The following is a 12,527-nucleotide window of genomic DNA, read 5'->3' on the forward strand; positions in this document are numbered from 1 at the left end:
ACCCGGTGGCTCAACCGAGCTCCGACTCGGCGCTCTCGATGGCATCGAATTCCTCCTCCGGCGCCTGCGCCACCAGGTGGTGACGGCTGTAGAAGCCGAACCAGGCCAGCATGATGGCATAGAACACGCCCGCCCACAGCGCCGCCACAAGGCTCACCACGAAGGTGGAGAGAAAGGCGATTACCGCCAGCCCCAGCGCCAGCGCGGAGGTGAAACGCCCGCCGGGAGTGCGAAACGGCCGCGCCAGGGCGGGCTCACGCGTGCGCAGCAGCAGATGCGAGAGCATCATCATGGCGTAGGAGATGGTGGCGCCGAACACCGCCATGGTAATCATCAGATCCCCCTGGCCGGTCAGCGACAGCAGAAAGCCGATCACACCCGGCACCACCAGCGCCAGCGTCGGCGCCCGGCGACGGTTGGTAACCGATAGGGTGCGCGGCAGGTAGCCCGCCCGCGACAGCGCGAATACCTGCCGCGAATAGCCGAAGATGATCGAGAAAAACGACGCAATCAGGCCGAAAAGGCCCACCACGTTGACGAATGCCGCCGCCGCACTGCCCTCGCCATAGACCGCCTGCAGGGCGTCCACCAGCGGCGCCGCCGAGGTACTCATCGCCTGCGCGCCGGCACCGCCGGGAGCGAGCAGCAGCATGCAGATGGCAAACAGCAGCAGCAGCGCCATGGCAGCGATGATGCCGCGCGGCATGTCGCGCCCCGGTTCGCGACTCTCCTCCGCCGCCAGCGGCACCCCTTCGATGGCGAGAAACAGCCACATGGCGAAGGGGATGGCACTCCAGATGCCCAGATAGCCCTCGGGCAGGAAGCTCGATGCCCCCACGGCGTCGCTGACCGGCATATCGAACAACCTGGCGGCGTCGAAGTGCGGCAGCATAGCGAGGATAAACACCACGAGTGCAATCACCGCCAGTGCCGTAATCCCCATCATGATGCGCAGCGCCTCGCCGGCGCCCCATAGATGAATACCCACGAAAACGATATAGAAGGCGGCGTACACCAGCGGGCCGTCGAGCCCCACCAGCGAGTCGACATAGCCGCCGATGAAGATGGCGATCGCCGCCGGTGCAATGGCGTACTCGAGCAGGATGGCCGTGCCGGTAATGTAGCCGCCCCAGGGACCCAGCGCCCGCCGCGCGAAGCTGTAGCCGCCGCCGGCGGTGGGCAGCGACGAGGAGAGTTCGGCCAGCGACAGCACCATCGCCGAGTACATCACCGCCATCAGTACGGTAGCGATCAACATGCCACCGAAACCGCCGGTGCCGATACCCAGATTCCAGCCGGCGAAGTCGCCGGAGATCACGTAGGAGACCCCCAGGCTGGCGAGCAGTATCCAGCCCGCCGCGCCCTGTTTGAGCTGGCGTTTCTGCAGATATTCGCTGTTGGCGGCACGCGATCCGGCGCCGCCCGGGGAGGATTCGCGGGTCATGGCAGAGCCTTTTATTGTTGTTGAAAGAGCAGTGTAGCGATTGTCTCGAGTGGATATCGCCGCAACGCTACGGTTTCATCATGCGCGCAGTGTCTGCATGATGCGAACACTTATTGCCGCCGCGCATTACCTCGTCGCCCGACTCAGCTCATCGCGGCGCGGCAGATCCGGCCCGCGCCTTGTGCAGGTGCGCCCGGCCGCGCTCATCGCAAAGCGCACCATGGCCTCGCGCTGTGCGCCATCCAGCCGTGCCGGGCCGTCGGGTGTCGCCAGCCCCTGCTCATCGAGCCAGCACAGCAGCGCCGCCATGAAACTGTCGCCGGCGCCCACCGTATCGACCACCTCGACGCGCTCCGGCATGAAGGCGTCACTGTCGTCCTGATAGTGATAGAGCGTCACCCCTTCGCCGCCCCGCGTCATGATTACCAGCGCACAGCGCTCACTCAACCAGCGCCTCACTATCCTTTCGGGATCATCTTCGGGATAGAGCAGCGCGAGGTCTTCGTCACTGACCTTGATCAGATGGGCATGGGTCGCGAAGGCGTCCACGCGCTCGCGCCAGCGCGCCACGTCGGGTTCGACCATCAGCCGCACGTTGGGATCGAGGGTGATCAGGCAGCGCTCGCGCTCACGTTTGACCAGCTGCTCCAGCGTCTCGCCGGTGGGCGATACCACCAGCGCATAGGAGCCGACATGTACCGCCGTCAGCGCATCATCGGGCGCCGGCAGGTGGTGCGGCGCCAGCATGCGGTCCGCGCCGCGCTGGTTGTAGAACATGTAGCGCGGCGAGCCGTTGTCATCCAGCGTCACCATCGCAAGGGTAGTAGCGCCATCGTCGATATCCGCCACCCGCTCGATATCCACGCCCTCGCTGCGCAGCACCGCGCGCAGCCGCTCACCGAGGGCGTCACGCGCCAGACCGGTAAAAAAGGCGCTACGCCTTTCAAGCCGCGCCAGACCGATCGCCACGTTCATCGGCGAGCCGCCGGCCACGGCATGAAAATCGATGGCGCTGGCGTCGGGCGCCACCCGGCTCTCGTCGCCGAAAAAATCAAACAGCGCCTCGCCACAGACCAGAAACATAACCTGCCCTCCAAATGATCCCGAAGGTGGCAAGCCTGCCACAGTTCGCTCATCGGGTGGGAGACAAGGGTAAAGAAAGCGCCTTCAGACGGCGCGCGAACGGCCGATACAGTGTTTTAACCTCCCCCTCCCTGCTCAGGCACTCCAAAAGCAACAAGGAGAAATCCCATGCTACCGCGCCCTACCGTCAGGCTGAGACTGATCGCCACACTGAGTGCCTGTGTGCTGACCGCCGTTATCCTCGGCGTTTTCGCGTTTCAGGCGCTGAGCAATGCCAATAACGCCCTTCGCGACGTCTATCAGCGCAACGTGGTACCCATGCAGGCAGTGCTGGAGATGCGCGACGTGATTCTCGATATGCGCGGACGAATGCTACTGCCGGCGCTGCTGGCCAGCGAGGAAGAAACAGCCGAACTGCAGCAGGAGTATGCCGGCTTTGTGCAGATGATCGACAGTGACTGGACGCTGTTTCGCGTCGAGTCCCACCAATCCGAGGCAGCCGCTGCCCGGAACGCCGTACAGAAAGCGCACGAGGAGCACAGCAGCGGCGCGGCATTGATCGGTGCTTCACCGGCATAGCGGGACGATACCCTTCGGGCAGCGAGCAGCAGGCGACGAACCGTCGCCTGCCGGATGCGGCTCAGGCCGACGCCATCCGAATCTGCAGCTTGATGTCGTTCGGACGCGCCTCGGCGGCACGCTCGAAGGCCTCGACACTCTGGTCGAACTCGAAGGTGTGGGCGATCAGCGGATTGAGGTCGACCTTGCCGGCGGCAATGATCTCCAGCGCACGATCGAAGACGTGGGCGTAGCGAAAGATGCTCTCGACGCGCACCTCCTTGACCTGGGCGGCAACCACGTCAAACGCTACCTTCTCCGGTGGCATGCCCACCAGCACCAGTACGCCACCGGGGCGCACGCAGGCCAGCGCATCGTCGAACACCTTCGTGCTGCCGCTCGCCTCGAACACCGCATCGGCGCCCCATGTCTCGCCAACATGGTTATCCAGCACTTCGCGCAGCGACTCGCGCGCCACGTTAACCGGCACCAGACCTTCATAGCCGCGCGCGACCGCCAGTTTTTCATCGACCACGTCGGAGATCAGAATACGGCTGGCGCCCGATGCCCGCGCCGCCAGCGCCACCATCAGGCCGATAGTGCCACCGCCGGTCACCACGCAGGTACTACCGGGCTCGAGCCGGGCCTTTGCTACCGCGTGAACGCCCACCGCAAAGGGCTCGATCATTGCGCCTTCGGCGTACGATACCGCATCCGGCAGGCGAAAGGTGAAAGCGGCGGGATGCACGACCTGCGGCGTCAGGCAGCCGTGTATGGGCGGCGTCGCCCAGAAGCGCACCGCCGGATCGACGTTGTAGATGCCCATCCGCGCGGCGCGCGAGTCAGGATCGGGAATGCCCGGCTCCATGCAGACGCGGTCGCCGGGTTTGAGATGGGTGACATTATCGCCCACCTCGCGCACCGTGCCGGAGGCCTCGTGGCCCAGCACCATCGGCTCGCGCACCACAAAATCACCAATGCGCCCGTGCGTATAGAAGTGGATATCGCTGCCGCAGATGCCGACGGTGTGGATATCGATGCGCACGTCATCGTCGCCCATTTCGCCGGGCAGGTCGATCTCGCGCAGGTTCAGTTCATGAGGCTTTTCCAATACCAGAGCTCGGGCTTTCATCGGATCTCTCCCAGGGGCAAAAAGAGCGGCGCGATGGCCGCTCGAGTTACTCCTATCGCGCCCTTAATGCTGCCAAAAGCCAATGCGACATTAGGCGTAGGCGCGCTGCTCAATCATCGAGCTGGAAAGGATAGATCGATCCCAGCTGCATGATCCCGGTCAGTTCATCGAGGGCCACCAGCGACTCATGCGCCAGCTGCGGGTCGGCAAGATCAGCGAGGTCGAGGCGATCGCGGTAGTGACGCTCGACCCAGCCGGTCAGTTCGCCATAGAGGGCGTCGTCGAGCATCACGCGGGCGCCCAGTGCGGCCCGCTCGGCCTCGCTGAGTACGACTCTCAGGCGCAGGCAGGCGGGGCCGCCGCCGTTGCGCATGCTCTGCTTGACGTCGCGCACCACCACCTCGCTGATGGGGTTATGACCGGCCAGCAGCAGATTCTGGATCGCCTGCCACACCTGCGCGTCGCTTTCGCACTCTCCCGGCACCACCAGCACCATGCTGCCGTCATCGCGCAGCAACAGCTGGGAGTTGAACAGATAACTCGCCACCGCCGCGTTCAGGGACACCGCTTCCTCGGGCACCCGTACCGGGATCAAGGGCTGACCGTCGGCGCGCACCGCCAGTCGCTCACGCAGACCGTCGAGTACCGCCTGCTCATCGGCAAAGGCGTATTCGTGATAGAGCAGCACCGCACCGCTGCCAACGCAGATGACGTCGTTATGAAACACGCCGGCGTCGATCGCCGCCGGATGCTGCTGAGCGAACAGCGCCTGAGCGGACGTCAGGCCGTGCTGACGCGACAGCGCGCGGCTGGCGCGCAGAGTCTGGCGCGGCGTATAGCGCTGCGGCCGCGGCGCCCCTTCACAAGCCCCATCGCCGTGCACGAACAGATGAACGCCGGGGCCGCCATGATGGGCACACAGGCGGGTGTGATTGGCCGCCCCCTCGTCGGCGAACCAGGGGGTGGCGGGCAGCGCCGGGTGGTGAGCGAAGTATTCGTCATCGCGGAAGATCGCCGCCAGCGTGCGACCGGTCTGCGCCGCCTCGATCGCGCGGTGCAGCGCCGACTGCATGTTGGCGGGGGTAAAGTGCACCCGGGCGTCGAGGCTGTCGGTCGAGGGCGTCACCGTCGCGGCGTTGGCAGTCCACATCGCCGCCGCCGAACAGGCGGCATGCAGCAGTTCGGGCGCTTCATCGGCGACCCGCGGCAGCACCTCTTCCGGCGTACCGCGAAAGCCCAGCCGGTGCAGCAGCGCCATATCGGGGCGCTGCTGGGGCGGCAGTACCGCCTGGGGGAAGCCGGCATCGCGCGACGCCTTCATTTTGGCCAACCCCTGTAGCGCCGCCTCTCTGGGGTTGGAGACCAGTCCGGCGTGGTGCGCCGAGGCCAGATTGCCCTGCGCCAGTCCGGCGTAGTTGTGAGTCGGCCCCGGCAGACCGTCGAAGTTGATCTCCTGCGCAAGGCGTGTCTCGCTCATCGCGTCTCTCCACTACCCGGCAGTGAGATACCGGGCGGCAGCGTATCGGGCAACTGCGGCCGTTCGCTCTCCATCGAGGCAACCGGCCAGGCGCAGTAGTCCGCCGCGTAGTAAGCGCTGGGGCGATGATTGCCGCTGGCGCCGACGCCGCCGAAGGGGGCGTCGCTGGCGGCGCCGGTGGTCGGCCGGTTCCAGTTGACGATACCGGCGCGCACGCGCAGCACGAAGTCGTCCCAGTTGGCACGGCTGCCGCCCAGCAGCCCGGCCGCGAGGCCAAAGCGCGTGTTATTGGCAATCGTCAGCGCCTCTTCACGATCGGCGTAGCGATAGAGCTGCAGCAGCGGACCGAAGTACTCCTCGTCGGCCACCTCGATACCGGTGACATCGATCAAGCCGGGGGACAGCAGCGACGTGCCCTCACCGAGCGACGCCATGCGGCACAGCACCTGTCCACCGGCGGCTTCCAGATGGCGCTGCGCGGCCAGCAGCGACTCGGCGGCGGCCAGCGAGGCGAGCCCGCTGTAAAAGGGCGCCGGCGCGGCATCGATACCGCTACCGTCGGCATGCGTACCCCTGAACTGTGGTCCTACCGTCAACGCCTCCATGGCACGGATCAGCGCCGCGACCAGGCGGTCACCGGCGCTGCCGCGGGGAACCAGCAGGCGGCGCGCACAGGTGCAGCGCTGACCGCCGGAGATAAAGGCCGACTGCAGGATGGTGAGCACCGCGGCGTCGATATCCTGCGGCACCTCGCTGTCCACCACCAGCGCATTGTTGCCCCCCAGCTCCAGCGCCAGCATCTTTTCCGGGTGGCCGGCGAAGCCCTCGTGCAGCAGCCGCCCGGTGCGCTCGCTGCCGGTGAACAGCAGGCCGTCGATGCCGGCGTGAGTGGCCAGCGCGCGGCCGGTATCGGCACTGCCCTGCACCAGGTTGATAACGCCGGCGGGCAGCCCCGCCTGCCGCCAGATGGCAAGCGTCAGGTCGGCGGTCGCCGGGGTCAGCTCGCTGGGCTTGAAGACCACCGTGTTGCCCGCCAGAAGCGCCGGCACGATATGGCCGTTGGGCAGATGACCGGGGAAGTTGTAGGGACCGAACACCGCCATCACGCCGTGGGGGCGGTGACGCACCACGGCGCGCACGCCGTTGTTGTCGCGCTCGCGGGTGGGGGTACGCTCGCGCCAGGCGGCGATCGAAATGGCAATCTTGCCGATCATCGCCTGCACTTCGGTGGCCGCCTCCCAGCGCGGCTTGCCGGTTTCGTGGCTGATGGTATCGGCGAGCTGATCGCGATGCTGCGCAAGGCCTTCGCCAAAGGCTTCCAGCAGCGCGATGCGCGCCTCGGCCGGGCGCGCTGCCCAGTCGCCAAAGGCGCGGCGTGCGGCGTTCACCGCCAGACCGACCTGGTCGGCACTGGCCGCACCGCCCTGCCATATCCGTTCACCACCAACCGGATCGTGGCGGGAGAAAAAGTCACCGGCGCCGGGTTGCCACTGGCCGTCGATCAAAAGTTGCTGGGTGATTTCAAGAGGCATGATGGTCTCCTTGGTAGCCGCTCAGGTCTCCAGCAGCCGCAGGCTGTCGCCTTCGGCCACCTGTAGACGCTGCGCCTCTTCAGGGGTCAGGCGAATGTCGTCGCCCTCCGGGCCGCGCCCCAGCCAGGCGGCGCGAAACGCCGTCGGCGAGCTGGCGGTAGCGGCCAGCCAGGCGGGGCGCGCGGCGCGCTCGACGCTGTCGTCGAGGCGCACCCGGGCGCTGCGGGTATGGCGTATCGAGTGTACGTCATCGATATAGGCCTCGACGGTCGGGCCGCCGTCGAAGAGATCGATATAACCTTCGAAGCGCAGGCCATCGCGGTTGAGCATCGCCAGCGCCGGCCGGGTCTGATGGTGCACCTGGCCGATACAGTCGCGGGCGCTCTGCGGCAGAAAGGAGGTGCAGATGGGGTGGCGCGGCATCATCTCGCCGATGAAGCTCTTCTCGCCCATACCGGTGAGGTGATCGGCACGCTGAAACTCGATGGGCAGGAACTTCTGCCCCAGCGCCTCCCAGAAGGGGCTTTTGCCGTCGTCATCGAAGCGCCCGCGCATCTCCGCCAGTACCCGCTCGGGGAAGCGACTGCGAAAAGCGGCCATGAACAGCCAGCGCGCCCGCGACAGCAGGGTGCCGTTGCGGCTGTTGCGATGTGCTGCGCCGCGCCAGGGCTCACGCAGATAAAGCGAGCAGACCTCCGCGCTGCCGGTATGATCGGAGCAGAGAAACAGCGTATCCAGCGTCCGGTGCAGCCCCAGTCGGCTGGAGGAGTGCGCCAGCTGACCGATGCGGTAGTGGTAGAAGGGAGCGTCGAGCCCCACCCGCGCCTCGATGGCACAGCAGCCGGCCAGCCGCTCGGCGCGCTCACCGGGCTGCTGGTCGTCTTCCAGCACGAAAAAATAGAGCGCATCCTCGGCCTCGCCGGCAAGGCTTTGACGCGCGTGGTCGATCTTGTCAGCGAGAAAATCACGGTTGTCAGGCAGCGAAGTGAAGCCGGGGCCGGTCTCCACGGCAATCTCGCGCAGGGCGTCGATATCCGCCGTTTCAACGGGTCGAATCAGCATGCGCACTCCCTCCTTTCCAGCACCAGCAGCGGCGTATCGTTGTCGACGCCAAGGCGCTGCGCCCGGCCGGCATCGACCACGCAGCGCCCCTGTTCATCCAGCGTCGCGCCGGTACTCAGCAGGGCGCGAAAACCGCCGTCGCGTTGACTGGCGAGCAGCATCTCGCCCTCGCCACGCTCGGCCGGCTGGTCACGCAGGCGCGCCGGACAGCGCCGTGGGCGCGGCAGATGATCCCGCCCGGCCTCCAGAAGCGGTCCACCATCAAGCAGATCGACGTGGCGCGAGGGGGTAAAGCCCTCGCGCTGCCAGCCCTCGAGCGCCTCGCTGTGCAGCGGATGTACGCGGCCGATCGCGTCGCGAGCGGCGTCATCGAGCAGCGGCTGATACAGCGGGAAGGGGGGCATCACCTCACCGATGAAGCTTTTCGAGCCAAGACTGGCGGCGCGATGCACCTCCTCGAACTCGCGGGAGAAGAAATGGCGCCCGACACCTTCCCAGAAGGGGCTGCGCCCGCCGCTCTGATAACCCGGCAGGGCCACGAACAGCAGCGGCGCGAAACGCTCCGGAACAGCCGCCACCAACGCCAGCCGGGCGGCGCGCAGCAACCGCTTGATCTCGCCGCGAGCGGGATGATCGCGGCGGGTGGCCAGCGCACACAGCAGCGTGGCGTGGGACATCTCGTGGGAGATCGACAGGATATCCACTTCGCGGCGCACGTCGAGCTGCTGCGAAGCGTGAATCAGGGTTTCGCGACGGTAGGTGTAGTAGACCTCGCGACCGCCGGCGAGGGGCTTGAGAGTCGCCGTTCCCAGCACCTCACCGTCATCGTCTTCCACCACCAGCGTCAGCGCCACATCCTCGGGGGCGGTGGCCTCGCTCTGAAAGGCACGACTGCTGGACTCGAGCCGCGCCGCCAGTCGCTCGCGATCCGGCGGCAGATTGGTCAGCGCCGGCGACGCGTCCTGCGCCAGCGCCAGCAGGGCATCGAGATCGTCCAGCGTCGCGCTGCGGGCAAGCAGTGTCATGGGCTTACCCGGTCAGCGTCGACAGAGCGCGGTCGAGGCGCGCCATGCCCTCGTCGATCTCCTCCGGCGAGATGACCAGCGAGGGAGCAAAACGCAGTACGTTGGGACCGGCCACCAGCAGCATCAACCCCTCATCGATCGAAGCGGCCAGCACGTCGCGCCCACGCTCGCCGAAGGACGCATTGAATTCAGCACCCAGCAGCAGCCCCATACCGCGAATCTCGCGAAAGCAGCCGTACGTCTCATTGAGCGCTTCGAGGTGCTGTCGAAAACGCGCCGAGCGTTCGGCAACGCCGGCCAGCACCTCGGGGCGGCTGATCTCTTCCACCGCCGCCAGCGCCACCGCCGAACCCAGCGGGTTACCGCCGTAGGTGGAACCGTGGGTGCCGACCACAAATACCCGCGCGATCTCCTCGGTGGTCATCATGGCGCCGATCGGAAAACCGCCGCCGAGCGCCTTGGCGGAGGTGAGGATGTCGGGCACCACGCCATAACGCATGTAGGCGTAGAGCTCACCCGTACGACCCACCCCGCACTGCACTTCGTCGAAGATCAGCAGCGCAGCGTGGTCGTCGCAGAGCTGGCGCAGCCCCTCCAGAAACTCGGGGGTAGCGGGGGTCACGCCGCCCTCGCCCTGCATCGGCTCGACGATCACCGCACAGGTGTCGTCGTTGATCAGCTCACGGGCAGTGGCGAGGTCGTTGTATTCCCCGTGGACGATGCCTCCGGGGACCGGCCCGAAGCCCTGCGAATATTTGGGCTGACCGCCGACGCTGACGGTAAAGAAGGTACGGCCGTGAAACGACTGGCGAAAGGAGACGATGCGATCCTTGTGCGCGCCTGCGGTGTCATGAGCGTAGCGCCGCGCCAGTTTGAGCGCGGCCTCGTTGGCCTCGCCTCCCGAGGAGCAGAGGAAAACGCGGTCGGCGAAGGTTTTCTCCACCAGGCTTTTGGCCAGCCGCAGCGCCGGCTCGTTGGTGTAGACGTTGGCCAGATGCCACACCTTCTCGCTCTGCTCGCGCAGTGCCTCGACCAGCTTCGGATGGCAGTGGCCCAGGCCGTTGACCGCAATACCGCCGGCGAAGTCGATGTACTCACGCCCCTGCTGGTCCCACAGGCGGCTGCCTTCACCGCGCACCGGGATCACTCGCTGAGGCGAGTAGTTGGGCAGCATGTAGCGGTCGAAGTCTTCGCGCGAGGGGGTCCAGCTCATGGGGCTCTCCATTTTCGAAGGGTCGTGTCGTTGTTGGAAGAATCGGGTTGGAAAGATCAAACGGCGCCAGCCGCCTGAAACCATTATAAGCCTTCAGCCAGGCGAAAGCAGGGCCCTTGCGACACTTGAGCCCTGCGACAGGATGGTTCGCGGGTGATCAATGCACGTATCAGGTCAGATCAACGACATCGAAATCGACCTTCGGATTGACGTCGACGTCGTAGTCCACATCGTCGCGGTCAAAGCCGAACAGTTTGAGAAATTCGTGCTTGTAGCCGGCGTAGTCGGTCAGCTCATGGACGTTGTCGCTGGTCACCTGCGGCCACAGCTGCTTGCAGGCGCTCTGTACATCGTCCTGCAGCTCGAGGTCATCAAAGCGCAGGCGGCCGGCCTCATCGGTCTCGGGCGTCGAGTCGTCGGACAGATAGTCGTGAAAGAGGCGGTTGAGCTGTTCGATAGTGCCTTCGTGAAGCCCTTTCTCCTTCATGATGCGATAGACGATGGAGATGTACAGCGGCATGACGGGAATCGCCGCACTGGCCTGGGTAACCACCGACTTGAGCACCGCGACACGAGCATGGCCGCCGCGGGCCGAGAGGCGCTGGTGAATGGCCACGGCCGCACGGTCGAGATCCTCCTTGGCACGGCCGAGGGTACCGTGCCAGTAGATCGGCCAGGTGATGTCGGTGCCGATGTAGCTGAAAGCCACGGTTGCGGCGCCTTCAGCCAGCACGTCGGCACGCTCCAGCGCCTCCATCCACAGCTCCCAGTCTTCGCCACCCATCACCTTCACGGTGTTGGCGATCTCCTCGTCGCTGGCCGGCTCGACCACGGCCTCGGTGATACGGTCGCGGTTGGTATCCAGCGCGGTGGCACGGTACGTCTCACCAATCGGCTTGAGCGCAGATTTGACCACTTCGCCGCTGTCGGGAAGCTTGCGTACCGGCGAGGCAAGCGAATAGATCACCAGATCGATCTTGCCGCCCATTTCGTTTTTGATCATCTCGATCGCCCTGTCACGGGTTTCGTGGGCGAAGGCATCGCCGTTGATCGAGCGGCTGTAGAGACCCTCCTCACTGGCGAAGCGGTCGAAGGCGGCGGCGTTATACCAGCCCGCCGAACCGGGGCGGGTTTCGGTGCCGGGCTTTTCGAAAAACACGCCCAGGGTATCGGCACCGCTGCCGAAGGCAGCACTGATGCGCGCCGCCAGTCCGTAGCCGGTCGAAGCGCCGATCACCAGCACCTTTTTGGGACCGTTGTCGATGCGGCCACGTCGGCGCGTCACATCGATCTGTTCGCGCACGTTGCGGGCGCAGCCGACCGGATGGGTGGTGGTACAGATGAAACCGCGAACCTTGGGATGGATGACCACACTGACCTCGCTGAAACCTTGTGAATGACGACCCGCCGCCAGCGGCAGGCGTTTATGGCGACCGTTGCGCCACCGACGATCACTGCATTTTAGCTGCTGGCTGCGACGCTGTCCGCCCACGGCTACACTGAGGGCTTCACTTGCCCTGACGTAGACGACACCTTGTCCGAGCACGACACCGACTCCCACCCCCAGCAGCTACTCGATCATCGCCGCGAGCTATGGCTGGTGCTGGCGCCGCTGTGGCTCGACCGCGAGCCGGGCGAACGCGACTATGCCCACATGGCGGCAGTGATCGAGCGCTACGATTTCAGCGACGCCGAGCTCGAACGGCTCTACCGTGTGGAAATGTCACCGGTGCTGGCACGCCATCAGCTATCACTGGCGGGTGAGTGGCGCCAGTTCGACGAAGACCGCCTGCTGCGCCAGCTGACCTGGCATGTCTGGCGGCTGACCCCCAACCGGCGGCGCTGGTGGATGCTGATTTCGGGACTCACCACCATGATGACCCGTCACCGCTTCAATATGCTGATGGACGTGGTGCTGACGCGGCGCGGCGACGGCATCAGCTGAGCGGGTATTGACAAAAAGGGCGCCATGCACGGCGCCCCTGAAAACTTCACCAGCTG

Annotated in this window: 11 protein-coding genes; 2 read left to right on the forward strand and 9 right to left on the reverse strand. The window is 65.8% G+C overall.

Features of this window, described 5'->3' with window-relative positions; all coding sequences use genetic code 11:
• Window positions 1–10: 10 nt before the first annotated feature.
• Together eat and H146_RS0111485 are read right to left on the reverse strand one after the other, a co-directional pair.
• Window positions 11–1,444 (reverse strand): ethanolamine permease, encoded by a 1,434-nt coding sequence (gene eat / locus H146_RS0111480; protein WP_019952017.1) that lies wholly within the window; start codon window positions 1,442–1,444, stop codon window positions 11–13.
• Between the two features lie 126 nt (window positions 1,445–1,570).
• The gene (locus H146_RS0111485; RefSeq protein ID WP_019952018.1) at window positions 1,571–2,527 is read right to left on the reverse strand and encodes a carbohydrate kinase family protein; all 957 of its coding nucleotides are present in this window, start codon (window positions 2,525–2,527) and stop codon (window positions 1,571–1,573) included.
• 168 nt (window positions 2,528–2,695) lie between these two features.
• Between H146_RS0111485 and H146_RS0111490 the strand changes: the two genes are divergently transcribed.
• Entirely contained in the window at window positions 2,696–3,106 is a 411-nt protein-coding gene (locus H146_RS0111490) for a Tar ligand binding domain-containing protein (protein WP_019952019.1), read from the forward strand.
• Window positions 3,107–3,167: 61 nt separating this feature from the next.
• Here H146_RS0111490 and H146_RS0111495 read toward each other — a convergent pair whose 3' ends face one another.
• From H146_RS0111495 to fabV, 7 genes are all read right to left on the reverse strand, one after another.
• Window positions 3,168–4,217 carry an NAD(P)-dependent alcohol dehydrogenase gene (locus H146_RS0111495; protein WP_019952020.1) on the reverse strand — a complete coding sequence of 350 codons (1,050 nt, stop codon included), beginning with the start codon at window positions 4,215–4,217 and terminating at the stop codon, window positions 3,168–3,170.
• Between the two features lie 109 nt (window positions 4,218–4,326).
• Entirely contained in the window at window positions 4,327–5,694 is a 1,368-nt protein-coding gene (gene astB / locus H146_RS0111500; RefSeq protein ID WP_019952021.1) for an N-succinylarginine dihydrolase, read from the reverse strand.
• Window positions 5,691–7,226 (reverse strand): succinylglutamate-semialdehyde dehydrogenase, encoded by a 1,536-nt coding sequence (astD, locus tag H146_RS0111505; RefSeq protein ID WP_019952022.1) that lies wholly within the window; start codon window positions 7,224–7,226, stop codon window positions 5,691–5,693. The genes astB and astD overlap by 4 nt, the downstream gene beginning before the upstream one ends.
• A 21-nt stretch (window positions 7,227–7,247) precedes the next feature.
• The gene (gene astA / locus H146_RS0111510) at window positions 7,248–8,288 is read right to left on the reverse strand and encodes an arginine N-succinyltransferase (RefSeq protein WP_019952023.1); all 1,041 of its coding nucleotides are present in this window, start codon (window positions 8,286–8,288) and stop codon (window positions 7,248–7,250) included.
• On the reverse strand, window positions 8,282–9,313 hold the full coding sequence (locus H146_RS19205; RefSeq protein ID WP_019952024.1) for an arginine N-succinyltransferase: 1,032 nt from the start codon (window positions 9,311–9,313) through the stop codon (window positions 8,282–8,284). The genes astA and H146_RS19205 overlap by 7 nt, the downstream gene beginning before the upstream one ends.
• Before the next feature lie 4 nt (window positions 9,314–9,317).
• On the reverse strand, window positions 9,318–10,526 hold the full coding sequence (locus H146_RS0111520; protein ID WP_019952025.1) for an aspartate aminotransferase family protein: 1,209 nt from the start codon (window positions 10,524–10,526) through the stop codon (window positions 9,318–9,320).
• Window positions 10,527–10,695: 169 nt separating this feature from the next.
• Window positions 10,696–11,898, reverse strand: a complete 1,203-nt coding sequence (gene fabV / locus H146_RS0111525) for an enoyl-ACP reductase FabV (protein WP_026351929.1) — start codon at window positions 11,896–11,898, stop codon at window positions 10,696–10,698.
• 162 nt (window positions 11,899–12,060) lie between these two features.
• Between fabV and H146_RS0111530 the strand changes: the two genes are divergently transcribed.
• Window positions 12,061–12,471, forward strand: a complete 411-nt coding sequence (locus tag H146_RS0111530; protein WP_019952027.1) for a DUF7079 family protein — start codon at window positions 12,061–12,063, stop codon at window positions 12,469–12,471.
• The last annotated feature ends 56 nt before the right edge of the window (window positions 12,472–12,527 follow it).

The sequence above is a fragment of the Kushneria aurantia DSM 21353 genome (assembly GCF_000382245.1).
GTDB lineage: Bacteria > Pseudomonadota > Gammaproteobacteria > Pseudomonadales > Halomonadaceae > Kushneria > Kushneria aurantia.

Excerpts from the sequence above, each read along its gene's own strand:
- H146_RS0111485 (WP_019952018.1), bottom strand. The coding sequence starts at position 2,527 with ATGTTTCTGGTCTGTGGCGAGGCGCTGTTTGATTTTTTCGGCGACGAG.
- H146_RS0111490 (WP_019952019.1), top strand. The coding sequence starts at position 2,696 with ATGCTACCGCGCCCTACCGTCAGGCTGAGACTGATCGCCACACTGAGT.
- H146_RS19205 (WP_019952024.1), bottom strand. The coding sequence starts at position 9,313 with ATGACACTGCTTGCCCGCAGCGCGACGCTGGACGATCTCGATGCCCTG.
- astA (WP_019952023.1), bottom strand. The coding sequence starts at position 8,288 with ATGCTGATTCGACCCGTTGAAACGGCGGATATCGACGCCCTGCGCGAG.
- H146_RS0111520 (WP_019952025.1), bottom strand. The coding sequence starts at position 10,526 with ATGAGCTGGACCCCCTCGCGCGAAGACTTCGACCGCTACATGCTGCCC.
- eat (WP_019952017.1), bottom strand. The coding sequence starts at position 1,444 with ATGACCCGCGAATCCTCCCCGGGCGGCGCCGGATCGCGTGCCGCCAAC.
- H146_RS0111495 (WP_019952020.1), bottom strand. The coding sequence starts at position 4,217 with ATGAAAGCCCGAGCTCTGGTATTGGAAAAGCCTCATGAACTGAACCTG.
- astD (WP_019952022.1), bottom strand. The coding sequence starts at position 7,226 with ATGCCTCTTGAAATCACCCAGCAACTTTTGATCGACGGCCAGTGGCAA.
- astB (WP_019952021.1), bottom strand. The coding sequence starts at position 5,694 with ATGAGCGAGACACGCCTTGCGCAGGAGATCAACTTCGACGGTCTGCCG.